Source organism: Microbulbifer sp. S227A (assembly GCF_049800935.1).
The window spans coordinates 54,570-78,199 of sequence record NZ_JBNAFZ010000016.1; the positions used below are offsets into that span (position 1 = coordinate 54,570).

29 protein-coding genes and 1 tRNA gene are annotated in these 23,630 nt (G+C 59.3%); 17 read left to right on the forward strand and 13 right to left on the reverse strand.

Annotated elements, in window-relative coordinates:
• Positions 1-35: 35 nt before the first annotated feature.
• The 5 genes from ACP15R_RS23745 to ACP15R_RS23765 form a co-directional block, all read right to left on the reverse strand.
• On the reverse strand, positions 36-1,763 hold the full coding sequence (locus ACP15R_RS23745) for a protein kinase domain-containing protein (RefSeq protein ID WP_424988419.1): 1,728 nt from the start codon (positions 1,761-1,763) through the stop codon (positions 36-38).
• Positions 1,764-1,821: 58 nt separating this feature from the next.
• Entirely contained in the window at positions 1,822-2,673 is an 852-nt protein-coding gene (locus tag ACP15R_RS23750) for a formate/nitrite transporter family protein (RefSeq protein WP_424988420.1), read from the reverse strand.
• A gap of 341 nt (positions 2,674-3,014) precedes the next feature.
• Positions 3,015-4,022 carry an LLM class flavin-dependent oxidoreductase gene (locus ACP15R_RS23755; protein WP_424988421.1) on the reverse strand — a complete coding sequence of 336 codons (1,008 nt, stop codon included), beginning with the start codon at positions 4,020-4,022 and terminating at the stop codon, positions 3,015-3,017.
• 42 nt (positions 4,023-4,064) lie between these two features.
• Positions 4,065-4,379: a DUF1244 domain-containing protein gene (locus ACP15R_RS23760; protein WP_424988422.1), complete on the reverse strand. Its 315-nt coding sequence runs from the start codon at positions 4,377-4,379 to the stop codon at positions 4,065-4,067.
• Between the two features lie 91 nt (positions 4,380-4,470).
• Positions 4,471-5,205, reverse strand: a complete 735-nt coding sequence (locus tag ACP15R_RS23765; RefSeq protein ID WP_424988423.1) for an N-formylglutamate amidohydrolase — start codon at positions 5,203-5,205, stop codon at positions 4,471-4,473.
• Positions 5,206-5,327: 122 nt separating this feature from the next.
• On the opposite strand from ACP15R_RS23765, the gene pyk reads away from it, so the two are divergent.
• From pyk to rplT, 4 genes are all read left to right on the forward strand, one after another.
• Complete coding sequence (pyk, locus tag ACP15R_RS23770; RefSeq protein ID WP_424988424.1) at positions 5,328-6,773, forward strand: pyruvate kinase; 1,446 nt, start codon at positions 5,328-5,330, stop codon at positions 6,771-6,773.
• A 24-nt stretch (positions 6,774-6,797) separates the two neighbouring features.
• Entirely contained in the window at positions 6,798-7,610 is an 813-nt protein-coding gene (gene blaOXA, locus ACP15R_RS23775; protein ID WP_424988425.1) for a class D beta-lactamase, read from the forward strand.
• 142 nt (positions 7,611-7,752) lie between these two features.
• The gene (gene rpmI / locus ACP15R_RS23780; RefSeq protein WP_189368062.1) at positions 7,753-7,953 is read left to right on the forward strand and encodes a 50S ribosomal protein L35; all 201 of its coding nucleotides are present in this window, start codon (positions 7,753-7,755) and stop codon (positions 7,951-7,953) included.
• Between the two features lie 15 nt (positions 7,954-7,968).
• Positions 7,969-8,334 (forward strand): 50S ribosomal protein L20, encoded by a 366-nt coding sequence (gene rplT, locus ACP15R_RS23785; protein ID WP_424988426.1) that lies wholly within the window; start codon positions 7,969-7,971, stop codon positions 8,332-8,334.
• Positions 8,335-8,416: 82 nt separating this feature from the next.
• On the opposite strand, the gene ACP15R_RS23790 is transcribed toward rplT, so the two are convergent.
• Positions 8,417-8,809, reverse strand: a complete 393-nt coding sequence (locus ACP15R_RS23790) for a helix-turn-helix domain-containing protein (RefSeq protein WP_424988427.1) — start codon at positions 8,807-8,809, stop codon at positions 8,417-8,419.
• A 71-nt stretch (positions 8,810-8,880) separates the two neighbouring features.
• Here ACP15R_RS23790 and ACP15R_RS23795 point away from each other — a divergent pair, with 71 nt between their 5' ends.
• Positions 8,881-9,390 (forward strand): DUF2938 domain-containing protein, encoded by a 510-nt coding sequence (locus ACP15R_RS23795; protein ID WP_424988428.1) that lies wholly within the window; start codon positions 8,881-8,883, stop codon positions 9,388-9,390.
• 6 nt (positions 9,391-9,396) lie between these two features.
• On the opposite strand, the gene ACP15R_RS23800 is transcribed toward ACP15R_RS23795, so the two are convergent.
• Complete coding sequence (locus ACP15R_RS23800) at positions 9,397-10,047, reverse strand: GntR family transcriptional regulator (protein WP_424988429.1); 651 nt, start codon at positions 10,045-10,047, stop codon at positions 9,397-9,399.
• 43 nt (positions 10,048-10,090) lie between these two features.
• Complete coding sequence (locus ACP15R_RS23805) at positions 10,091-10,771, reverse strand: M48 family metallopeptidase (protein ID WP_424988430.1); 681 nt, start codon at positions 10,769-10,771, stop codon at positions 10,091-10,093.
• A gap of 103 nt (positions 10,772-10,874) precedes the next feature.
• Between ACP15R_RS23805 and ACP15R_RS23810 the strand changes: the two genes are divergently transcribed.
• The 3 genes from ACP15R_RS23810 to ACP15R_RS23820 all read left to right on the forward strand — a co-directional run bounded on the left by ACP15R_RS23810 (position 10,875) and on the right by ACP15R_RS23820 (position 11,667).
• On the forward strand, positions 10,875-11,198 hold the full coding sequence (locus ACP15R_RS23810; RefSeq protein WP_424988431.1) for a TIGR02300 family protein: 324 nt from the start codon (positions 10,875-10,877) through the stop codon (positions 11,196-11,198).
• 77 nt (positions 11,199-11,275) lie between these two features.
• Positions 11,276-11,351: transfer RNA gene (locus tag ACP15R_RS23815), tRNA-Ala, on the forward strand.
• Between the two features lie 169 nt (positions 11,352-11,520).
• The gene (locus tag ACP15R_RS23820) at positions 11,521-11,667 is read left to right on the forward strand and encodes an AAA family ATPase (RefSeq protein WP_424988432.1); all 147 of its coding nucleotides are present in this window, start codon (positions 11,521-11,523) and stop codon (positions 11,665-11,667) included.
• Positions 11,668-11,813: 146 nt separating this feature from the next.
• Here ACP15R_RS23820 and ACP15R_RS23825 read toward each other — a convergent pair whose 3' ends face one another.
• A complete protein-coding gene (locus tag ACP15R_RS23825) occupies positions 11,814-11,948 on the reverse strand; it encodes a hypothetical protein (protein WP_424988447.1) in 135 nt (44 codons plus the stop codon).
• Here ACP15R_RS23825 and ACP15R_RS23830 point away from each other — a divergent pair.
• Positions 11,925-12,422 (forward strand): tyrosine-type recombinase/integrase, encoded by a 498-nt coding sequence (locus ACP15R_RS23830; protein ID WP_424988433.1) that lies wholly within the window; start codon positions 11,925-11,927, stop codon positions 12,420-12,422. The genes ACP15R_RS23825 and ACP15R_RS23830 overlap by 24 nt on opposite strands.
• Positions 12,423-12,491: 69 nt before the next feature.
• Here the strand turns inward: ACP15R_RS23830 and ACP15R_RS23835 are convergent, their stop codons facing one another.
• Positions 12,492-13,376 carry a tyrosine-type recombinase/integrase gene (locus tag ACP15R_RS23835; RefSeq protein ID WP_424988434.1) on the reverse strand — a complete coding sequence of 295 codons (885 nt, stop codon included), beginning with the start codon at positions 13,374-13,376 and terminating at the stop codon, positions 12,492-12,494.
• A gap of 74 nt (positions 13,377-13,450) precedes the next feature.
• Entirely contained in the window at positions 13,451-13,798 is a 348-nt protein-coding gene (locus ACP15R_RS23840) for a hypothetical protein (protein ID WP_424988435.1), read from the reverse strand.
• A gap of 41 nt (positions 13,799-13,839) precedes the next feature.
• On the opposite strand from ACP15R_RS23840, the gene ACP15R_RS23845 reads away from it, so the two are divergent.
• The 8 genes from ACP15R_RS23845 (at position 13,840) to ACP15R_RS23880 (ending at position 21,586) form a co-directional block, all read left to right on the forward strand.
• Positions 13,840-14,376, forward strand: a complete 537-nt coding sequence (locus ACP15R_RS23845; RefSeq protein WP_424988436.1) for a helix-turn-helix domain-containing protein — start codon at positions 13,840-13,842, stop codon at positions 14,374-14,376.
• A gap of 4 nt (positions 14,377-14,380) precedes the next feature.
• On the forward strand, positions 14,381-14,677 hold the full coding sequence (locus ACP15R_RS23850) for a hypothetical protein (protein ID WP_424988437.1): 297 nt from the start codon (positions 14,381-14,383) through the stop codon (positions 14,675-14,677).
• A gap of 79 nt (positions 14,678-14,756) precedes the next feature.
• A complete protein-coding gene (locus tag ACP15R_RS23855; RefSeq protein ID WP_424988438.1) occupies positions 14,757-15,656 on the forward strand; it encodes an HNH endonuclease in 900 nt (299 codons plus the stop codon).
• A gap of 546 nt (positions 15,657-16,202) precedes the next feature.
• Positions 16,203-18,155, forward strand: coding sequence for a hypothetical protein (locus ACP15R_RS23860; RefSeq protein WP_424988439.1), 1,953 nt, complete (start codon positions 16,203-16,205; stop codon positions 18,153-18,155).
• Positions 18,152-18,931, forward strand: coding sequence for a hypothetical protein (locus ACP15R_RS23865; RefSeq protein WP_424988440.1), 780 nt, complete (start codon positions 18,152-18,154; stop codon positions 18,929-18,931). Before ACP15R_RS23860 ends, ACP15R_RS23865 begins: the two co-directional genes overlap by 4 nt.
• A gap of 3 nt (positions 18,932-18,934) precedes the next feature.
• A complete protein-coding gene (locus tag ACP15R_RS23870) occupies positions 18,935-19,822 on the forward strand; it encodes an SIR2 family NAD-dependent protein deacylase (protein WP_424988441.1) in 888 nt (295 codons plus the stop codon).
• Between the two features lie 180 nt (positions 19,823-20,002).
• Positions 20,003-20,293: a HigA family addiction module antitoxin gene (locus ACP15R_RS23875; protein ID WP_424988442.1), complete on the forward strand. Its 291-nt coding sequence runs from the start codon at positions 20,003-20,005 to the stop codon at positions 20,291-20,293.
• A 66-nt stretch (positions 20,294-20,359) separates the two neighbouring features.
• Positions 20,360-21,586 carry an ATP-dependent Clp protease proteolytic subunit gene (locus tag ACP15R_RS23880; protein WP_424988443.1) on the forward strand — a complete coding sequence of 409 codons (1,227 nt, stop codon included), beginning with the start codon at positions 20,360-20,362 and terminating at the stop codon, positions 21,584-21,586.
• Positions 21,587-21,629: 43 nt separating this feature from the next.
• On the opposite strand, the gene ACP15R_RS23885 is transcribed toward ACP15R_RS23880, so the two are convergent.
• Positions 21,630-23,183, reverse strand: a complete 1,554-nt coding sequence (locus ACP15R_RS23885) for a hypothetical protein (RefSeq protein ID WP_424988444.1) — start codon at positions 23,181-23,183, stop codon at positions 21,630-21,632.
• On the reverse strand, positions 23,177-23,630 hold a 454-nt coding region (locus tag ACP15R_RS23890; protein WP_424988445.1), incomplete at its 5' end, for a plasmid mobilization protein. The genes ACP15R_RS23890 and ACP15R_RS23885, both read right to left, overlap by 7 nt.

A 23,630-nucleotide genomic window follows, 5' to 3' on the forward strand; every position in this document is an offset into this window, starting at 1 on the left:
AGGTCTTTCATTTCAGGGTCTCCAGTTGCTGTGGGTCAACCGCCCAGCCGGGCGGCAAGTAGGAAACAGATCACCGCGAGGATCGCGGAAACGCCTTGCCAGAAACGTACCGGGTGGCGTTCGGCGAGTGGCAGGTGCCGCTCTTTCGCCCAGGCCGCGCCCGGGCGTGACAGGTCGGCGACGAACTCGGACAGGGCGTCATACCGGCGTAACGGGTCGGGATGCGTGGCACGGCGCAACGCCGTGTCGATCCAGCGCGGCAGGCCGGTGTCATCGTCACAGGCGGGCGCATAGCGCAGCCGGTTCTGCTCATTGCGGTTGCTGATGCGGGCCACCGCCGCGCCATAGGGCAACCGCCCGGTCAGCATTTCATAGGCAATCACGCCAAGCGCGAATTGATCCGACCGCCAACTGACCACATCGCCCGACAGGTATTCCGGCGCGGTGTATTGAAAGGTTCCGGGCAGTGCCCCGAGCAAGCCCGGCGCGGCCTCGTGGATGCCCGCAACAGAGACCGCACCGAGATCGATGATCTTAACCGTCCCGTCGGGATCAATCATGATGTTCTCGGGGCGCAGGTCCTGATGCAACATCTGGCGGCGATGCAGCGCGCGCAGGCCGCTGGCGATCTGTTCGATGATGGGGCGTACCGCGTCGGGGTCGGCGCGCGGGGTGTCATGCATCCACTGGCGCAGGGATTTTCCCTCGACAAACTCGGTCGCGACATAGAGCGCACTTCGCGGCTGCGGGTTGGCGGCGGCGCGCACAACATGCGGCGAGGACACGCGCGCGGCGATCCAATCCTCAAGCGCAAACCGCCTGAGGCTGGCGCCGCTCTCTGCGGTTTCGCGCGCGGGAAACTTGAGCGCGGCGCGCCGCCCCTGCGGGTCCACCGCCAGGAACACATGGCTGCGCGCGCTGGCCTGCAAGGGGCGCACGATGCGGAATCCGTCAACCTCGTCACCCGCTTGGGGCAGCGCCGAAACCGGCAGGCCGGCATCCTGCCAGCGGGCATCCGCATCGCTTTCCGGCAAGGCATCAACCCGCGTGATCAGCACGCTGAGATTGTCGTCGCTGCCCTGCGCCATGGCCTGTGTCACGAGGGCCATGGCCGCCATATCCAGATCGTCGGCCCCGCAGAGGATCCGCGCCATGTCGTCCGGCGTCAGAAAATCGTGCACGCCATCTGTGGTCAGCACAAAAACATCCCCTTGTGCCAACGGAATGGCGCGATAGTCGATCTCGATCTCCGCTCCGAGCCCCAGGGCCCGCGAAAGATAATCTTCCCCCGTGGAGAGGCGCCGGCGATGATCCCGCGTGAGCTTCTCGGGTTCGCCGCCCGCAAACCGCCAGACCCGGCTGTCGCCCACATGCAGCACATGCCCCACGCGGCCCTTGAGGATCAGCGCGGACAGGGTGCAAACCTGCCCGGTATTGATGTCGCTGAGCGCGCCATTCTGCCCGTGCAGCCACGCGTTTGTCGCCGAAATCACCCGCGAGGCGGCGGTGCGCACGGTCCAGCTGTCGGGTGTGGCGTAATAATCGGTCAGCAGGGATTTGACCGCGGTTTCCGCTGCAACCCGGCTCGTCGCGCTGGTCGAGATACCATCGGCCAGCGCAAGCGCCACACCCTTGAGCAGCCGCGCCTGGCCGTCGGGAACAAGCGCGCCGTGAAAATCGTCGTTGCGCGTCTTGCGCCCGCGATCGGCGTGCTGGCCGATGGAGACGTCAATCCCGGTGGTGATGGTGCTGTCGCGTGGCACGCCGCGCCCCTCCGTGGCAATGGAAAACCGGCCCCGCTCGTCCGGGGCCGGGGATCATTCATTCGGCAGCGACACCCGCCGCGTCATTGTTGACGGCAACGGCGCTGCTGCGCTTGGGCGACTCGCGAAAGTGGGTCATGTAGATCATGCCGCCGACAAAGGTCAGACCGCCGACAAGATTGCCCAGCACCACGGGGATTTCGTTATAGGCGAAATAGTCGAACCAGGTGAATTCACCGCCCAGCATGATGCCCGAGGGGAACAGGAACATGTTCACGATGGAATGTTCGAACCCGAGATAAAAGAACACGATGATCGGCATCCACATCGCCATGATCTTGCCCTGGGTGGTGGAGGACATCATCGCCCCGACCACGCCGGTCGAAACCATCCAGTTGCACATCACCGCGCGGACAAAAACGGTCAGCATCCCTGCCCCGCCGGCGGCGGCATAGCCGACCGTGCGTGCTTCGCCGATCTGCCCGATGCGCTGGCCGACCTCGTTCGGCTCCTGGCTGAACCCCATGGTAAAGATGATCGCCATGAACACCGCCGTGGTCATGGCCCCGGCAAAGTTCCCGCAGAAGACCAGCCCCCAGTTGCGCAGCACGCCTTTCCACGTACAGCCCGGACGCCGCGCGATGACGGCAAGGGGGGCCAGCGTGAACACCCCGGTCAACAGGTCGAACCCCAGCAGGTAAAGCATGCAGAACCCCACCGGGAACAGCAGCGACGCCACCAGGAAGTTCCCGGTATTCACCGCGATGGTGACGGCAAAGGCCGCCGCGAGGGCCAGAATCGCGCCCGCCATGTAGGACCGGATCAGCGTGTCCTTGGTTGACATGAAAATCTTGGATTCGCCGGCATCGACCATTTTCGCCGCGAATTCCTTGGGTTGGATATATGACATCTGGGTTTCCTTGTTGAGTGACAGGGCCGGTTGCTTGGCCGGATGGCTGCATCTGCATTGGTCAGGGAACCCGGAGGGGATTGGCCGCGCTCCCACGGGCCCGGTTTGACCCGGAGCCGAAAGATGCAGCCTCGTTGCTGCCGCCCGTATCCGGGCGCAGAAATGGATGTCGCGGCATTGCGACCTGCGACGGGCCCACGCCCGTATTCGCTGGTCCACGGATAGACCCGCGCCGGCCGCCGGGACAAGCGACGGGCGCAATCGGCACGGGTCTACGCGCGCATTTGCAGAAAATTTGTGCGCTTGCTCAGCCCAAAGCCGATTTTAGAGACGGATCGGAGTTAGCCAGCCTCGTCGTTTTCGCCAAGGGATTGCATGATCTCCGCCGTGATCTCCAGCGAGCGCAACCTGGCGGTGTGATCGTGGATCGGTGCGCTGATGATCACCTCGTCGGGCCGATAGCGCCGCAACAGCGCGGCCATCGACTCGCGCACCTGTGCGGGCGTGCCGGTGACCGAACATTGCAACGCCTGGTCAACCATGCCCAGCACCCCGGCATCCAGAACCCCGGTGATGTCGTCCACCGGTCGCGGCAAGGGGCCGGGGCGACCGGTGCGAAGCCGGGCAAAGGCCTGCTGCATCGAGGTTTTCAGATAGGGGCCGGCATCGGCCTCATCCGCGGCAAAAGCGTTTATCGCCAACATGAACCGCGGCGCCTGCGCGTATTGCGAGGGCTGAAAACGGTGCCGATAGATCTCGACAGCCTCGGCCAGAGCAGCAGGCGCGAAATGCGAGGCAAAGGCATAGGGCAAACCCAGCTGCGCCGCCAGTTGCGCGCCATACAGGCTCGATCCCAGTATCCAGACCGGCACATGGGTGCCGGCACCGGGAACCGCGCGAACCGGCTGATCCGGCGTGGCGTCACCCAGGTATCCGAGCAATTCGATGACATCCTGCGGAAAACTGTCGGTCTGGTCCATGCCCCGGCGCAGGGCGCGAGCGGTCTGCATGTCAGTGCCCGGCGCGCGCCCGACCCCCAGGTCGATCCGTCCGGGATAAAGCGTCGCCAATGTCCCGAATTGCTCGGCCACGATCAACGGCGCGTGGTTGGGCAACATCACGCCGCCCGATCCCAGCCGAATGCTGTTGGTTCCCGCCGCCACATGCCCGATCACCACCGATGTCGCCGCGCTGGCGATGCCCGGCATGTTGTGATGTTCCGCCAGCCAATAGCGCGAATACCCCCAGCTCTCGGCATGTTGCGCGAGATCCAGCGTGTTGCGCAGCGATTGTTGCGCCGTGCCGCCTTCGACGATCGGAGACAGGTCAAGTACCGAGTATCGGGTCACCGGGTGTTCCTTGAAATCGGTTGGGCCGGGTTGGGCCTGGGGTTATCCGTTCTTGCCGACGTTCTCGGCAAATGCCGTTTTGAACGCGTCCTGGCTCTGGGCGCTGGCTTCGGTCTGAAAGTTGGCCTTCCACTCGTCCATCGTCATGCCGTAAAAGATTTCCCGCGCCTGCATCTTGTCCATTTCGATGCCTTTTTCATTGGCCGCTTCCTGATACCAGCGCGACAAGCAGTTCCGGCAGAACCCGGCAAGGTTCATCAGGTCGATATTCTGCACATCCGTGCGATCCTGCATCAGGTGCTGCTGCAACCGGCGAAAGGCGGCGGCCTGAAGTTCGATTTCTGTCTGTTCGTCCATGGCAAAACCCTCTTTTTGCTTTGGTTGCAGGCCCGGTAGATATGGGGGCAGGTCCACGCGCCGGCAAGCGCCCCGCTGTCAGGTTTCCCCGTCAGAGGCCCGACCTGTCCAGCGCCCGTGTCAGGATCGGGGCCAGCCGCTCGGCCCAGGCGCGTTGCCCCGCGTGATCGGCGATCAGATCGTTACGCAGTTCGATCAGGACATTCGGCCGCCCCGGACCAATGGCATGTTTGTCGATTGCGTCACCCGGAAGATGCCCGGAATACGGCTCGTTGTCGCCGACGCACAGCCCGTCCTCGGCCAGCAGATCAATCAGCGGACGCGCCAGGCGGTCATCATCGGCATAAAGCACCCCAACCTCCCAGGGGCGCGGCGGGCGCCCGCGCAATTGCCGGGTAAAACTGTGAACCGAGAGGATCACCGCATGGGGCAAGGCCGCCATCCGCGCCAGCTCGTCATGATAGGGCCGATAACACAGATCAAGCCGGCGTTCGCGCTCGGTCGTATCCGCGTGCCGGTTGGCCGGGATGACAGAGCCGTCATAGAGCTTCATCAACAGCGTCGGATCGTCCTCGCCCCGGTTCGGGTCGATCACCAGTCGCGAGAAATTTGACGCGATCACCGGCCCGTCCAGCAATTGCCCCAGATGCTGCGCCAGGTCATAGGCGCCGACATCATAGGCGATGTGACGCTCCATGTCTTCGCGCGGCAGACCAAGATCGCCACCATTGATCTGCGGCGGAACCGTGTTGGTGGCATGGTCGCAAGTGATCAGCCAACGCGCCGGGCGGGTTTCGCCAAGTCGATAGAACGGGGTGTATGTCATGTGCCTGTCATCTCTTTGACGCCAGCTATAGGCGCGGCACAGCTTGCCCGCAAATGGGAAATGAGGCATAACGCCGGCAAATGTTTGCGGTAACATGAATTGAGACAGAGGATTCGGACAGAATGAAGCGCCTGCGCAATGTAAAAATCGTGGCCACGCTGGGCCCCGCCTCGGAAACCTATGAAATGATCCGGGCGCTGCACGAAGCGGGTGTTGACGTGTTCCGCCTGAACATGAGCCACGGCACGCAGGACGAAATCCGCGAAAAGCACAAACACATCCGGCAGGTGGAAAAGGATCTGGACAGCCCGATTGCCATTCTCGCCGATCTTCAGGGCCCCAAGCTGCGCGTCGGCAAGTTCGCCAATGGCAGCGAGGAACTGGCCCCCGGTGACAGCTTCCGGATGGATCTGGACAGCGCGCCGGGCGATGCAGCCCGCGTGTGCCTGCCGCATCCCGAGATTTTCCAGGCCCTGGTGCCGGGCGTCACCCTGTTGGTGAATGATGGCAAGATCCGCCTCAAGGTCGAGGATTGCGGCCCCGAATTTGCCAATTGCACCGTGATTGCCGGGGGCACGATTTCCAACCACAAGGGCGTGAATGTCCCGGACGTGGAATTGCCGCTGGCCGCCCTGTCCAAAAAGGACCTCAGCGATCTGGAATTCGCCTGCGAGCTGGGCGTCGACTGGCTGGCGCTGTCCTTCGTGCAACGGGTGCAGGATGTCGAAGAGGCGCGTGCCCTGGTCAAGGGGCGTGCCTCGATCATGTGCAAGATCGAAAAGCCCAAGGCCGTGGACCGGTTCGAGGACATCCTTGATGCCTGTGACGGTGTCATGGTCGCGCGCGGCGATCTGGGTGTGGAATTGCCGGTGCAGGCGGTTCCCCCGATCCAGAAACGGCTGGTGCGCCGCTGCCGGGCGGCGGCCAAACCGGTGATCGTCGCCACCCAGATGCTTGAGAGCATGATCGAAAGCCCGATGCCCACCCGCGCCGAGGTCAGCGACGTTGCAACCGCCATTTACGAAGGTGCCGATGCGGTGATGCTGAGCGCGGAATCCGCCGCCGGCCAGTTTCCGGTCGAGGCGGTGACAACCATGGACCGCGTTGCCATCGAGGTCGAAGCCGACCCCACCTATACCCAGATCATCGCCGCATCGCGTACCGTCAAGGGCAGCAGCGTGGCGGACGGGATCGTCGCCGCGGCGCGCGAGATTGCCGAAACCACCGATATCAAGGCGATCTGCTGTTACACCCAGAGCGGCACAACCGCCCTGCTGACCGCGCGGGAACGGCCCAATGTTCCGATCATCGCGATGACAAGCCAACGGGGAACGGCACGCCGGCTGGCGCTGAGCTGGGGATGCACCTGCCTGATGACGCCCGAGCTTGAGCGGTTCAAGGGCGCGGTGGTCAATGCCGCCCGCGCGGCGCGCGCCGTGGGCTATGCCGGTGAAAACGACCAGATCGTGATCACCGCCGGTGTGCCGTTCAACGTGCCGGGCACCACCAACATCCTGCGCGTTGCCCCCTGTGACGAGCGGCTGATCTACAGCACCGACCCGGAATAGGTGCGCCCCACGCGGAAACCGTTCGTGCCGCTGCGCTGGTTCCCTGTCTTCCTGCTGGCGGCCTGCCTGACCGCGCAGGCCGGGCAGGCGCGGCAGATCTGTGAGCTGGTCATGGAGCCGGATCACGGCGAGGTCCTGAGCGAGGCGGGCGATTGTGACAGCCGGGTCACGCCCGCCTCGACCTTCAAGGTGGCGCTGGCCCTGATGGCGTTTGACAGCGGGGCGCTCGTCGATGCCCATGCGCCGGTCCTACCCTACAGGCCCGAATACGTGGATTGGGGCGGCGACAACTGGCGGCAGGACACCGATCCGACCCGCTGGATGGCCTATTCCGTCGTCTGGTATTCGCAGCAGATCGCCAAACAGCTGGGGGCCGGGACGCTGCATGATTACGCGACCGCCTTTGAATACGGCAATGGCGATTTTTCCGGCGACGCGGGCAAGAATAACGGCCTGGAGCGCGCGTGGATCAGTTCATCGCTGAAGATCTCCCCGCGTGAGCAGGCCAGGTTCCTGTCACGGATGGTGACCGGACAGCTCCCGGTGCGCAAGGACGCGATCGAACATACCGCTGACGTGGTCGCGACCCATGACATGCCGGACGGTTGGGTGCTGCATGGCAAGACCGGCGGAGCCTATCCCCGCCACGCCGATGGCAGCCTTGATCGCAACCATGGCTGGGGCTGGTTCGTGGGTTGGGCCAGCCGCGGCAACGAACGCGTGGTATTCGTGCGCCTGACCCAGGACGATTCGCGGCACGCACGGTCTCCGGGCCTGCGCACCCGCGCGGCGTTCCTGCGCGATTTTCCCGGCCTGATGGCTCGTCTTGGGCTGTGAATGCATAAAAATCGCAGGGATCTCCATGATGCCCCTTGCCAGCCGGGGCTGTCTCTCGTAGAGGACGCCTCTGATCGCGCGACCGGCCGAAAGTGGCATGCCGAGTCGTGTTTGAAACCGACCCGAAGACAAGGAGACGGAAATGCCCAAGATGAAGACCAAATCGAGCGCGAAGAAGCGCTTTAAGGTGACAGCGACCGGCAAGGTCATGTCCGGACAGGCCGGCAAGCGCCACGGTATGATCAAACGCACCCGGAAATTCATCCGCGACGCGCGCGGCACCACCACGCTGAGTGCCCCCGACGCCAAGATCGTCAAGGGCTTCATGCCCTACGACCGCTGATAGGAGGCTGATCACATGGCACGAGTAAAAGGTGGGACCGTCACCCACGCACGTCACAAGAAAATCGTCAAGGCCGCCAAGGGTTACTATGGCCGTCGCAAGAACACCTTCAAGGTGGCGACACAGGCCGTCGACAAGGCCAACCAGTACGCAACCCGCGACCGCAAGGCCCGCAAGCGGAATTTCCGCGCGCTGTGGATCCAGCGGATCAACGCCGCCGTGCGCAGCCATGACGAAGCGCTGACCTACAGCCGGTTCATCAACGGCCTGACGCTGGCAGGCATCGAAGTCGACCGCAAGGTTCTGGCCGACCTGGCCGTGCACGAGCCCGACGCGTTCGGCGCAATCGTTGCCAAGGCACAGGCCGCGCTGGCCGCCTGATTTCCGGCAAAGACCTGAATTCGAAAGACCCGTCTGGCAACAGGCGGGTCTTTTGCCATGCCCTAAGCCGTGTGGCCAGACGCTAGCGGTTGCGGTCCAGTGCCACGCGCATGATGCGCTGGAATCGCGGACAATCCAGATGGTTCTCGGCCGAACATCCCGCCACGTGCCGCAACCCCTTCTCCAGCACGGCAAGCCGCTTGATCCTTTCGGCCAACTCATCCGCCTTGGCGGTCAGCGCGGCCCGATCCAGCTCGGGGCGCCCCTCTGCGCCGATCATCTGCCGAATCTCGGCCAGCGAAAACCCGGCACCTTGCGCCAGGGACACCAGCGCAAGGCGCATCCTGACCTCGTCCGGATACAGCCGTTTCAACCCGCGCCGCCCGACCGAGCGGATCAGCCCGACCTCTTCGTAATAGCGCAGCTTTGACGCCGGATGCCCCGTGGCACGGGACAGTGCGGAAATGTCGATCATGGCTTTACCTCAAGTGCACTTGAAGATGCAGAGTGCCGAAATCTCGACAAACAGCAATCGGAATCATCGACATGACCGCATTTGATCTACACGTCCTCACCGCCGCCGCGCTGATCGGTATCGGTGCAACGATGTTCATGGACCTTGCCGCAATCGTGCAAAGGCGGGTCTTTGCAATGCAGACCCTGGACTACGCGATGGTGGGGCGCTGGATCGGCCATGTTCTGCGTGGGCAGGTCATTCACCGGCCAATCGCGGCCAGCCCTGCGCTCCCCGGGGAAACGGCGATTGGCTGGGGCGTTCACTATCTCACCGGAGCGAGTTTCGCCGCCGCGTTCCTGACGCTTGCGGGGCGCGATTGGCTTGCCTCGCCCAGCCTGCTGCCCGCATTGGGATTCGGGGCGGTGACGGTGCTCGTGCCGTACCTGATCCTGCAACCGGGTCTTGGGGCGGGCCTTGCGGCGCGATGCACCCCCAATCCCAACCTCGCCCGCGCCAAGAGCCTCTTGTCACACCTGATCTTCGGCTTTGGCCTCTGGGTGGCAGGCATGGCGCTCGCGGCGCTGACACAGGCGGGGTGATCCCGCCTAACCGGTTAACATGCGCAGCCCCTGCGTCACGTCCGAGCGCACCGCCAGCCGCAACCCCGGCTCATCCCCCGCCTTGAGCGCCGCGATGATGAGTTTGTGAAAATGCGGCGGCTCCGTCCGGCGCAGCCGCCCATACAGCGCCCGCATCGTCGGCCCCAGCTGCAGCCAGACAGTCTCGGCCATGGCCAGCATCGCCGGAGCCTGCGCCCGCAGGTAGAGAGTGCGGTGAAATTCCAGATTGGTGCGAATATACCCCACCGCATCCCGCGCCGTGACCGCATCGGCAATGCCCGAATTGATTGCCTGCAAGCGGTCGATCAACGCGATATGCGCGCGCGGGAGCGCCCGGCTGGCAAGCTCGACCTCGAGCAGCGCGCGCAAGGCCGCCAATTCCTCGATCCGGTCGCTGGACAGTTCCGGCGTCGACACCCGGCCCGAAGCGGTGAGCGACAGCGCCCCCTCGGCCACAAGCCGCCGCACCGACTCGCGGGCGGGGGTCATGGACACGCCGAATTCCTTGCCGATCCCCCGCAAGGTCAGCGCCCTTCCGGGTTCAAGCTCGCCATGCATGATTCGCGCCCGCAGGGTTCGATAGACCCTGTCATGGGCGGCAACCAGTGGTGATTCCGTCGGGCGCGTGGTGATCATGGCCCTTTGTGATCACAAAATCGGAACAGGTCAACCGGCCCCGTCAGAACCGGTACCGGTGCAATGTCGCGCCCTCTTGCCGCAGCCAGCGACGCTCGGCATCACATGGACCGAAAAGGCGCTCGACCGTCGCCCAGAAGGCCGGCGAATGGTTCATCTCGGCAAGATGCGCTACCTCGTGCGCCGCGACATAATCCAGGATCTCCGGCGGCGCCAGGATCAGCCGCCAGGAAAACATCAGCCCGCCATCCGACGTGCACGACCCCCAGCGAGAGCGCGTATCCCGCAAGGCGATCCGCGCATAACGCCGCCCCAGCCGCCCCGCATAGAGGTCGCTCGCAGCGGTCAACCGGTCCCGTGCCAACTCCCTGAGCCAGGCCTGCAAACGTCGGCCAACCCCATCCTCCGGCACGCAAATCTCGCCCTCGCGATGGATAATCCGCCGCCCGTTCGTGGCGCTGATCCGATGTGCCCGTCCCTCGATCGGCAGGCACGCGCCAAGGGCAACCGGCATCTCATCCGGCCGCCGATCCAGATGACCGCGAATCCAGTCGGCCTTGGACGCGGCGAATTCCAGCGCCTCGGTCTCTTTCGCGCCATTGGGCATCGTCAACGTCACCCGGCCATCCAGCTGCGAGATTCGCAGGCTGATCCGCCGTGCCCGCCCCGACCGCCGCAGCGTCAGGGCCACCGGAGGCGTACCGGGTAGGACGTGTTGCGCCATGATGCATCCTCCAACTGGGACTAAAGCCTTTGACAGTGCCCAATTCATATGGCACGTGACCGGAATCGTCGATGCGACTCAGCAGATTATCAAGGGGATAAACATGCCCAACGAAGAATGGGGCACCAAGCGCCTGTGCCCGACAACCGGTAAGCGGTTTTACGACCTGAACAGAGACCCGATCGTCAGCCCCTACACGGGCGAGATCGTCGAGATTGTCGCGGGCAAGAGCCGGATGATCTCAGCCGATTCCGAAGACGCCGAAACGCTGAAGGCCAAGCAGAAGGTCGGCGGCGATGATGACGCAGTGCTGGAAGATGACGACGTGGATGTCGATCTGGACGATGATCTGCTCGAAGACGATGACGACGATGATGATGTCTCGCTGGACGAAATCGCGGACGTCCCGGTCGAAGACGAAGAGTGATCCGAAAAACGTTTCGGGCGGGCATTTTTCCACTTGATCCCGCCCGCTCTTACGCCTAGACACCACGTCACGGTTTTGGGGCCTTAGCTCAGCTGGGAGAGCGCTTGCATGGCATGCAAGAGGTCAGGAGTTCGATCCTCCTAGGCTCCACCAAAACTCACTTGATAAGCACCAGATAGTTCTGCATTTCTCGTCAGAAGATTTGCCTCTGCTAAGCAGACCGGTGTTGTTTTCCATACGAAAATCCATGCTGCCTTGATCGCCGCCACTGGCGTGTCGATCGCTTCGCAGCGCTTTCCCCTGTCAAATCCGAGGATGGCCCATGAGCGACCATTTCTTCGTCGTGACGGACGGCCCCGGTGCGGGCAAGACCAGCCTCATCACCGAGCTCGCCCGCCGCGGCTTTCACACGATCCCCGAATCCGGCCGCGCGATCATTCGCGAGCCAAGCATATCGAATCTGACCTGAACCGGTTCACGGGACACGCACGAAACAACCACCTGAAAGCTTGGCGGGGCTTTGGGAAATGGCTCGCTGAAACATACAAGATCGCAGATCCAACCACAGACGCCAAGAAGGCGCACGTCGCACAGTCAGAGGGTCATCCACCGTGGTCAGAGGCCGAGATCAAGGCCTTCCGCGCGCACTGGCTGATCGACACGCCGGAACGCCTGGCATTCGAGTTGATCTTCTGAACCGGCGCGCGCATTTCGGATGTAGTACGGTTGGGTCCGGGTAACGTCGATCATGCCGGATGGCTTGTGTTCCGCCAGCAAAAGACCGGCGGTGAGGTGGCGATCCCATTTGATCGCGCGTTGCCGGATTTTGCGGAAACTATGTCCGATGATTTGGCACTCCTACATGCCGCGTTGGACGCTCGCGAGGGTCGCCACATGACATGGATCATCACCGTGCATTCGAGGTCACGCGGCGTGAAAGCCGCCGGACAATGGCTGGCAGCAAAGGCAAGGGCCGCTGGCGTACCCGGTCGATCCGCGCACGGGCTTCGCAAAAGCCGTGCGCGTGCGCTTGCTGAGGCAGGTGGTACATCCGCCCAAATCGGTGCTTGGACAGGTCACGAAAGCCTGTCGGAGATTGAGCGCTACATTCGAAATTTCAGCATAAGGAGGGTTCTGAGCAGTACGAAAAACGAACAAAAAGTTCCAACTTATCCGACCGAAGTTCCAAGTCGACAAAAGAAAACAGGAGAATCAAAAACTTAGGAAAGTGCTGGCGACCCCGGCAGGATTCGAACCTGCAACCTGCCCCTTAGGAGGGAACCGTTCATAGCGCTATTCCTTCTGTGATTTCTTGCTCTTGGGTGTTTGTACAGTGTCCGCCTGTACGTGGTTTGTACGAAAACGGGCCCTGACATCGGCCTCATCAGTCTCTGCATGGGCATAGATGCGCATAGGCAAATTCGGGTCTGACCAGCGGCCAGCCTTGGCCGCTGTGACCGGATCGACGCCCTGACGGACGACCAATTCAGTGAAGAACCCGTGCCGCCCTGCTGGGTGCGCCGAGAGGTACGGAATGCCTGCACTCTTGCAGATCGTCTTCCAGCGCGTGTTGTAGCCGGTCGAGCTTCCGTAACCGAAAACACGCGGCTTCATGAACTTGCCGGTCTTGCGGTTCTTGGGACACTTCGGAGGCAGCGCCAACAGCTCGTCCATCATCTGGGGCGAAACGGTGATCCAGCTTTCCGGGTGGCCCTTCTGCGCCTTCACCCTGACCTTGTTCTCGGTTGGGCGCAGATCGTCAGGCTCAATCGAGACAGCCTGATCGATCCGCGCCGCCGTTTCGAACATGAACCGGACCAAAGCGGCGTTGTATGGATCAGCAGCCCGACAGAAGGCCTCGATCCAGTCCTTGTCGGCGGGCTTGCGTTCAACCCGGCTGAGCTTCCCCCGGCGCTTGTCCTGAGCGATCCGCTCAAACTTGTCGTAGGGCTTTACCCGAATTAGCGGCGTTCCTTCCAGCTCATGCGCGTTGTTGATCACCGCACTCGCGGGCGTCACAATCTCGCGCCACCAAGTGTCTGTAGAGGCCTTGGGTTTGAGCTTTGGCCCAAGCCCTTTCAAAAGCGCACCAGAGATCGCACCCAGTGGCACGTCGCCAATCTCTTCGACAATCGGGATCAACTGCTTCGCTGTCTTAGGAGAGGCATTGTAGAGCATGATCGCATCCGAGAACGTCTTGCTCGGCTCATCGCCAACAACATGGCGACGTATCTGAAGCTCGGTCTCGCGGTTTATCCAGTCCCGTGCGCCCGCTTCTGTAGATGCCTTAGTGCTTCGCCGGTATGGGCCTGCGATTGGCCTGCCGTTGTACTCGACCCAGCCCTTAGCCCAGTAGAAGCGACCCCTCTTGTAGATTTGGAGCGGCATGCCTGGCCTCCTTCAAAAATCTTATCGATCTGCGCGGGTGTGATCAGCATGGTGCGGCCAAGGCGGTAGAATGCCCCTGTGTCGTTGGCCCGTTCGCGCAGCGTGCGCTCCGAGATTTCGATCCCCATGCCGGACATGACATCAACCCATTGAGCAGGTGTCTTGCCAAGCCCCAGGATTTGCGAGCTGTCTGATTTGTCGGTCTCTGCCATTTCAGTCGTCCTTGTCCGCTTGAGTTGAAAGTGCACGTCGCATGGAATCGCTTGTTAAGCACCATTTGACGTGGTCAGATGGGAATAGCCGAAATAGTTCGTTATTTTTTGCAATGTTCGCGAAAAAATACGATCTCGTCAAATGGAAACTGCGAATGGCGCGGAAAGACGCTGAATTGTTTGCTTCGATGGGTGCACGATTGACTATTGCACGCAACGAAGCGGGCTTATCTCAGGCCGCGATGGCTGAAGCCCTTGGTGTCTCGCCACGGGCCTATCACAGCTATGAGAAGGGCCAGCGCGGCATTCCAGTTGAAGCCCTGGTGGCCTTTGGAGAGCAATTCGATGTCGACGTGCCCTGGCTCTTATTGGGCACCAAGGCGATACGCGCGGGACACGATTTCAACGCTTTAAAGGAGATCGAGACCTCGCTCGATCAGCACCTGAACGCGGAAAACATCAAAATCAAAAGTGAAAAGCGCGGGGCCATCGTCGCGCGTTGGTACCAGTCGCATGTCGAGGGGCGAGAAGTAACGGATGATGACGTTCACACTTGGATCGAACTCGTAAGGGAGTAAGCAAATGCAAAAACCAAGCGACCAATGGAAGAAACTTCGCCGCGCAGCACTGGATCGCGCGCGACGCAATATGATCGAACCTTTGGAGGTCGTTCACCTCGCACTTCTCGGAGCCAGTGCATTGTACTTAGCCGGATTTTTGCGCCTGAATCTGTTCGGTCAAACCGGCGAATTCTCGCTGGCTTCTGGAGCCTTCATTCTCCTCGCAGCTGCTGCCGGAATACTTGTGCCTGTTCTGACAGGATCAGCATTGACCCTGCACTTCACCGACCGACGCCTGGGAAAGCTCCTCCGTGAATGAAACCACTGCAATGATGGGGTCTCGGGCCGCGCAGCGACTGGCCCACGATGCTCGCGCGCAGCAGAAAGGCCTAACCTGAATGGCCTTCGGAGTTTTCATTCACCGCAGTGACTCGATCTACGATGACGTTCCCTCGGAACGCTATCAGTTCCCGCCCCAATATTTGTCCCGCGCGCAGCAATGTGAAGGTGACTGGATCGTCTATCTCGAGCCCAGCAAGGTGAAAGACACGAAGGGGTACTTTGCAGTCGCAAAGGTTCAAGAAATCATCTCTGACCCTCGAAAATCTGACATGTACTTGGCCGTGATCGAGCCTGGGACTTATCTCGATTTCGGCGATCCGGTGCCGTTCCGCGATACGGAGAACATCGTTGAGAGAGGCTTGCTGAACGATGAAGGCCGCATATCTGGCCGCGCACAAGCAGCTGTTAGAACGCTTTCGAATGAAGACTTCGCCCGGATTGTCGAACGTGGGTTAGGCGCAGACGACGACATTCTGCCTCGCGTGGGAGACCTTGCAGCCACTTCTGGTTTCGAAGACGCCCAAGCTCCATTTGAACACATGCCGGCGCGCGAGCGCATCAATCAGCTTACAAACAGGGCAGTGCGGGACCGTAACTTTCGGAAGAACGTCCTCCGTTCATACGGAGAACGATGTGCCATCACCGGGCTGCGCTTGATCAACGGCGGTGGGCGTGCCGAAGTGGAAGCGGCTCACATCATGCCGGTTGAGCAGAATGGCCCCGACATCGTGTCAAACGGGCTTGCCTTGTCTGGAACGGCCCACTGGATGTTCGATCGAGGTTTGATCGGCATATCCGATGAGCTCGAAATCTTGGTGTCTCGACAGACAAACGACCAAGATGCAGTAAGTAGTCTGGTAAACACTTCCGGAAAACTTCTAGCGCCGACGCGGCTGAGTGAAAGACCTAGGCTTCAGTTCCTTGCCTGGCACAGGACGCACTCATTCAAAAGCTAGGTAATCAGTTTGCAGTGATTGGTGTTGCGTCCGGCTATGAAGAGCGGAAAGCGGCCTAAAGTGGCTCGGCTCAAGGGCTTTTCCCCTTATTTTGCAACCGATATCTGGCAAGAGTGGATGTGTCGCTGAGGGAACAGAAGTTGATTTTCTAGCTGTAAACTGCTATATACCGAACTCTACGTTTGCGATTTGTACACCCCTCTGTACGATCCTCCGCAAGCTTGACTCCAGTTTTGATCTGTGTGATCAGCCGCAAAATTTTATCTTAAGGGCGTCATATGTCTCTTTCTCAGCGTGATACAGACCTTATCTTTCGGAAGCGGAAGATAGCCGGTCGAAATGTGCTCACGTCTTTGGAACGGGATGCACGTCTTTTGCAGGGCCCTGACAAGGCTGCGAAGCGCCACGGTGTGAAGGTTGTCCCCGGCAAGGCCAAGAAGGGCACTCCTCGCTTCAAAGTTGAGAAGTCCACAGGTCTTTTGCGGTCTGGTAAGTAATTTGCATTTGATCTAATTTCGCTCGGAGGTTTCTGGGTGAGACAATTAAGTGCGAATAGATAAAGACCAAAAGTTCATACACATCAGCCTACACCCTTCTGAAGAAGGCAAAGACTTCGAAACAACGCTCAATGTGGTCAATAGCTTTGAGTTGGTCATTGGGGAGTGGAATTCCGGCTCTCGGATGTCTCCTATCTGGAGAGTTCAAAACGACGTACTGGAAGATGGTGGAGTGGATGTCTTTCCAACGGGCTTTCTGTTTTTTGTCGGAATGACCAACCCAGCAGAGTTAGAAGTCGGTTTCTTTCCAAGAGTGAGAAAGGAAACGCCAAGCCTTCGCGTCCTAAGCAGCCTAGGTGTCTTCAACATCGTTCTGTCAGTGAGCGCAGAGGAAGAAGCAAAAGTCATCGGAGACTACCTAGACGATAGCAATTTTGCCTTTGAAGAATGGGAACTGGTCGACAGTGTTAGTCATGGAATGTCGGTTCGGTCGAAAGGAACTGACGGATCGGGCGTTGACTTTGGATTAGAAAAACTCAAATCCGATGAGCTGAAGCTTAAGTCAAAGCACGTTGAGCTGGCCACGAATACTCTTGCTGCGGCACGAAGGGGAGAGATGTACTTTCCGTGGTTGGAAGGCGATCTGGAAAAAGTGCTTTCGTCGTATTGCGAGAGCCTCGCAGTGATCGAAAACTGTGACGAAGCCGAGCGTGCCCACTTCCTCGACGTTGCATATTACCGGATAATCAACGCGAACTCCGCAATTTCGCGCTTTACGTCACAAGCTCTGACAGGCATTCAGCCGATCGATAATTCCGAGGGGCACTATTGGCCTCATTCTGCGCTCGGTGTGGGCATCGCCAGCAACGCTGTAAGAAACGTCGCAGCGTTCATATCCGCTCGCGTGGGCGAGTTTGACTTCGTTCAAAGAGTGGCTGATCTGGGAGGAAAGCCCTATCCATTCACTGAACGTCCGGTTGACCTGACCATGGACGAAATGAATGCTGACTTTCTGACTACGACACCTTCGACCACTACTGAGAAGATGGTTCCAATCTGCTTTTTCAGTGGCCGAGATAGCTTTAAGCATGACGTGTATTCTCTCAGCTTGCCTCTCGAAACACTGGAAGCTGCGACTTGCCATCAATGGTCGCTTCGCACCATCACACATGAGCTCACCCACAGGATAATAGAGCCTATCCTTGGTCTGCTACTGCCTGCTGAACATGTCGAGATGCTTGACGCGGATGGCAATTCGAAACTTCACATGGACTACCTTCCAAATGACCTTCTCGACGCCGCGAAAGTTGGCCTATTGGACTCCTTGATGGCACTTGCAAGAAGCCAAGAGCCTGGCTTCATCGACGATGCAAATCGGGACTTCGAACAGTACCCAAGGCTCTACGACTACTTGATTGATTTTTCCGATCAAGCTGAAGAGTTTATGGTGCACACGTTTGATTTCTTTTACTTTTATTCGCGCGACCCTCATCAGTATGTTCAGTCTCTTTGGCTGTCTTGGGGGATCATCCCGCACTTGGAAGGAAAGCTAGACGACTACATCGCAAGGACCATCGTTGCGCTGAGTGCGAATACTCTTCACCTCAACGATAGCATTCAAGAAGCGCGCCGACAGTTCATTATCAATTTCGAAACGGATTACATTAAGGCGAACAATCCGCACTATGAGACTGTTCTGGATCGCGTGAAGTCTGACGACTACTGGGCTTCGACACTCGAGCCAATTGTTACCGCCGGTAGCGTCGCGGCACGATTTGTCGTGGTTTTTCTCTACTCTGATGCGGCAAGTACACATCTTTATCGTGACGCCGCTTTGGAGGCAGGAGATGGATACGATGTCAAGAAAGGTGAGTTTTCCAACAAGACTTACACCAACCCGCTAAGGTTGATGCAGGAGTTTTCGACCTCCGAAAAGGTCAGCGCTGCGGATAGTGCGTGGCTCTTTCACCTATTGACCTTCAATGTTGGTGGCTTCGAATGACCGTCTACCACGGATATCTCTACAGGTGGGGCACTGAAACCTCGCCAGCTCCAAAATCGGGAGTTCAGTCGAAGTGGGACGAACAGTTTCGAGAAGCTGGAAACTTTGAATTCGTTGCAGAGTACTCAACGGGCCGGAACCGAAATTCGTGGAAGAGCTATACCTACTTTTCGCCCGAGCCGTTGTCGAGATTTCACCGGTTTCAAAAGATGGAGTTAAACCATACCGGCCCGTTCCCGTACGAGGTTCTTGTGCGCGTTAATGAACTTACCGGCACTGTGGTCTTGTTGTCCACAGGCTCAGGGATCGTCTATCATCTAGTGGACAAGGTCCTGAACCACTCCTTGTCGCCCAGGTTGGTTCGCCTTCAAGTAAACATTCTGGATTTGACAAATCACCTACTTGGTGAAGGAGTCGACCAATACGCCCTGACCTCTGTTAGGGCCCGTATTGTTGCTTCTGGCCGGAACTTGGAAAAAATCAGCTTCGAAGGGAAAGACTTGGCCAATGCTTCTATTGTCCGCCAACTCGTAGGGCTGATGACACCGCATTACGTGGGAATGCGCTCGCGAAAAGACCCTGTTGAAACTGAAGCAATTCGACTGAGCAATCGCGGCTACATCGCGATCTCATTTGGTGAAAGCGAAGAAGACAGGTTCGAGGACTCGACTGCGGTTCAAGTGCCCAGCCGGTCAAACGAGCCTCCAGAGAAACATGTCTCAAGGGCAGAGAACTGTTTGCATTACATCAGTGAGAACGGCTTTTTTTGGAGCTAGGATATGGCACAGGCTTGGCCTCATAAAGGTGGATGGGCTTCCCCAGAGGCTCAAGTGCAGATTGCGAACAAACTAAATTACGGGAACGTTGCTTTGGTGCTGGGTGCCGGAGTGTCGTTCTTCTATGGCCTGCCTAGTTGGCGCGATCTTTTGACAGGTCTGCAGAACAAAGGTACTGGTCATTCCATCCCCGAGATCCACGACTACCCCGGATGGGCTCAACAAATTTTGGAAGGGCTGTTCGTCGGGAACGACGCCGAATTCTTGGAGGCCGTCCACAATGGTTTATATGGTCCAGATGCCGAAGCTTTAGCAATCCAGAAAATTGCAGACGATGCTTCTCTGCGAGCTATTGGGACGATGGGTGTGGGCTCGAAACGAGGAACCGTCGATACCATTGTGACGTTCAACTACGACAGCTTATTGGAGAGTTACTTTCAACACCATGGACTGTCTGTTGTGCCTGTCCTCAGTGAAAATCAGCCGACAAGAAAAGCAGATATCACTGTGTACCATCCCCATGGATTTCTGCCTCACCCTGAAACTGGTTTTCCCAGAAGCCAAGAAATCGTGTTGGCACAAAGCCAGTATGACAAGACAGTCGCTACCCCTTGGGAAAGCACGTTGGAAAACTTGTTCGCGACCCGGTTTTGTATCTTTGTAGGTCTTTCAGGAAACGACGAGCGGCTCGTTGATTTGCTCGAAAAAGTTCAAAAAAGAAACCAACACGCAAAGGTGGAGAGATACTGGGGCTATCGCCTGTGCAGGAAACCTGACCCCAACATCGAACTTTGGGATAACAGGGGTGTGTACTCGGTCGAATTTGATGATCTGGCGTCTGGAATAAACGATACACTTCTGAATATCTGTCGTTTGGCTGCAGGCAAGTAGTATATACAGAGGCTGAAAAATCAGCGCTTCCCGCTCAGTATGAACCTGGAAGAACTGAATCGGGATCGAGCCGGGTAACACTCTGTTCGGATCAACGGGCAATGGCGCATCTGCTTTGTCTGGACGCCGAACGGCCCCGCCGATGTCGAGATTGTGGACTACCATTGAGAGGATACGCTGATGAGCTTGCTTGAAGACCCGATGCACCCCGGTGAAATCCTGAAAGAGCTTTACCTCGATCCCTTGGAGATGGGGGCCATCGCGTTTGCGCGGCGTCTGGGCGTGCCTCGGACGCGGATCGAGCGGTTGATCAAAGGAACGACCGGGATCACGCCGGACACGGCGCTACGCCTGGCTCGTGTGTTCAACACGACCCCGGCCTACTGGGTGAACTTGCAGACGAACTACGACATGGCGCTGGCTGCCAAGGAGATTGACGTTTCGGACATTGAGCCGCTTTACGCTGCTTAGTAAACATCACTGTGTCCGTTTTACGATTTGATGAACGTTTGAAGTGATTGAAGGAAAATATTTTTCATGTTGTTCCGAGCGTTCGTTCTGTACTTCCTTGCCATTGTTCCCGCCACCGCTCTTACCATTGAAGCAGAAGTCCGCGATCTTCGACCAATCGCTCCGCTTGGTCTTACCCTAACCCTAACAGGCCCGATCGTAGACGGAGACGCTGATCGCATCCGTGCAGTGCTCGCCGAACATGCGGACCCAGAGATGCGCGACATCCTCGTGCTGTTTGATAGCCCTGGGGGAAGTCTCGTTGAAGGCTTGGAAATCGCCCGAATTCTCAGAACGCGGACTGAGATAGTGAGCGCCCAAGTTGGAACTTCTGAACGTCCGAACGCAGAATGCGCATCGGCTTGCGTGATTGCCTACCTAGGAGCCGACTTGCGCTATCTGGCACAGAACGGAAAGATCGGTGTTCATCAATTTGCCGATTCAAGCGGAACCGTGGAAGCTGATGTCGGGATCGATCTGGCTCAACGTCTAGCCTCAGAGATTGTCAGCTTACTCGACCAACAGAGGGTCGATGTCGAGCTATTCGAACAAATGTCGAGCACACCTCCGAGCCAGATCACATGGGTTAGTGAAGATCGATTGCTTCGTTGGCGAGTCGTGACAGGTGCCGTCTACGACGAACGCATGGAGTATCGGAATCTGAACGGTAAGGTAGCTTTGTATATGTTCCACGAGTCCCTCTATGGAACAAATGAGATGACTTTGTTCTGTGGCGACGGCTTGATCGCCTATGCAGTTCTAGATGAACCAGAATTGGCCATGGTTGGCTGGTTTTCGTTTGTAATCGACGGAGTGGATCATCGGATTGCAGATTATGAGCTCCTAAACCGTGAAAATGCCCGAACACGCGTGTTTCTGAAGGTACCAAACAGAATCGCAAACCAACTGCTTGACGCGCGCAGCTTGGGAGCCAGAGTGCACACACCAGGTGGAAACGTCTTCTATGGTTTTGAGCAAACGATCCGCGACGAACGTGTGCGTGAAATGACGGAGAGTTGTGTCCCAACAGGCCCTTCGCAGGCGATGCAGATATTACCGCGAACAGACTTCATTGGACACGACCTGACAAGCACAGGACATCGCGGAATCAGTTTCAATCAATGCCAAGCGATCTGTTTGGCCAACGATCTTTGCGCAGCGGTCTCGTATGTCACTGACAAACAATGGTGCTGGCCCAAAACCCGAGCCGGAGAACGAGTGACCGCTACAGGTATCATTAGCGCTTTTCGATAGTGAGAAATGGATGGCAGCGGTTGCAGCATGTGCTGCGGTTAGTTCAATGCCTCAACCCCCGCTCCGCATGCGCCTCTTGGCTGTCTAGCTGTCCCTCAATCTCTCGGCGGCGGCCCTCGCTAAGGTCAAGCTCTGCTGCAAGCTCTCGTCCAGCGTCTTGTAGCTCGCCTCGTCGTTCAGCAATCCGCTCAAGGCCTTCATGGATGCGGCTTGTGAACGAATGAGCAAAGTCACGCAGTCTTTCAAGCCAGCCAGCTCCCTCTCGATCCTGCCGGTCGAGCGTGTCTCCAAGGTGGTCAAGTCTTTCGCGGAGGCCTCTGAGGCCGTCACCAACCGCTCGACGCAGGTGAGCAAGTCGCGTTCCAAGGCTGTCAGTTGGGTCATCTAGTCCTCCTCGATCCGAATGCAGGTGACGGGCCTCTCGCCTATCGTGCAGGTGCGCAGGCGCGTCTTCGACGGGTCCAGGATCAGCCATGTCCCCTCGGGCCGCTCGATCCGTGTTAGTCCCAGTCCCGTCAGCTCCGAGCGGGTCAGATGCACCGTCCAGAAGAAGCTCGCGGCCATCATCGAGGCGATCCCCGTCAGCACTATCGCCGCGATCAGCCAGGGCGAGATCGTCAGCCAGAGGCGGATCGACCTCAGCCGCGTCTCGAACAGGCTCGCCGTCTCGGTCTGAAAGCGGCGCGTATCGCTCGCGATGGTATGCTGCGCGGCGCCCACAATGTTCTTCAAATCGATCCTGAAGCTCTTGAGCTGGGACGAGATCGAGGCGACGTGCTCTGCCCGGATCGTGTCGAGCTCCGCGTTCAGCTTCTCGCTCAGCCGGGTCGGCTTGCCAGTCTTCATTGAAAATCTCTCCTTTCAGCCGCCAGCGCTCACCGGTCTCGGGATCACGGGCGGTGATGTAGGCTTTGCCGGTACGCGGTAGGTCGAAGCCCGCGTCTGTGAGCGCATCGACCATGGTCGTTCGGTCAGTGATCAGGCCCATATCAATCTGGTCCTGTATCCAGGCGTGCAGCTCGTCACGGCCCTGCGCACGGGTCGGGGCCTCGACGGTGTCGCGGACCTCTTGCGCGCGCTCCACGTCCATCGGATCGGCCCAGCCGTGGCGCTGGTTCATGACATCCCGCAGGCTGTCATAGGCGTCCTGGTAGCCCGGTGGGGCGATGTTGAGGCTCTTGCCTGTCGTCAGCTCCAGGCGCGGCGTGCAGAAATGCAGCTCGACCCGGCCTTCGTGGCGATGGCGGACCCAGAGCACCTCATATTGCTCAGGGTCCAGCCCCGCGAAGGACAGCCGCTCGAACCTGTCCATGACCTCGGCCTGCTGATCCTCGGTTGGGTTGTCGCTATCCGCAAAACAGATCACGCCTGCGCGGTAGGTCCACTGGTGGCGGCTGGCGTCGATCAGTGCCTCGGTGCGGTCGGGATTGCCGCGCAGGACCTCGGGCAGCGGATCGCGTGTGACGGTCATCGGCTGGCCATCAGCATCGCGGATCAGGTCGCGGTTGCCGTCATAGGCCAGCACGCGCTCGGCGACGAGGTAACCGACCGGCCCCGCGCCCGCGCCTTTGCCGTTGGGGAAGAATTTGATCAGCACTGCTGCGCCTCATCGAGGAGCGCGGCCAGCTGGCGTTCGACCACCACAAGGCGGCGGGCAACGGTCAGCGTGTCTAGGTCGGTGCGCCCGACCTTCATGGCGTGGTTCAGCCAGCGGGCGATCTGATTGAGGTTGCCGCCGATGCGCCCGACGGCCAGCACAAGCGCCGGATCGACGCGGGGGATGGGTTTACGGCGACGCGCTTCGGTGAGCCCCAGCGCCTCGCGTAGAAGGGTCGAGGCGGGCAGTCCAGCGGCTTCGGCCTTGGCGCGCAGCTGGGCCTTCTCGGACGCGGTGCAGCGGAAGACGAAGGTCTCGGCCAGCGGCTCTTTGGCGGGGGCTTTGCCCGCGCCGGTGGGGTTCGAAGGGGAGGCTTGCCGCCCCTCGCAAGGTCCCGTGTCAGCAGCGCCAGCGTATGACATGGGTCGCCTTGCTGTTTGCGCTTCG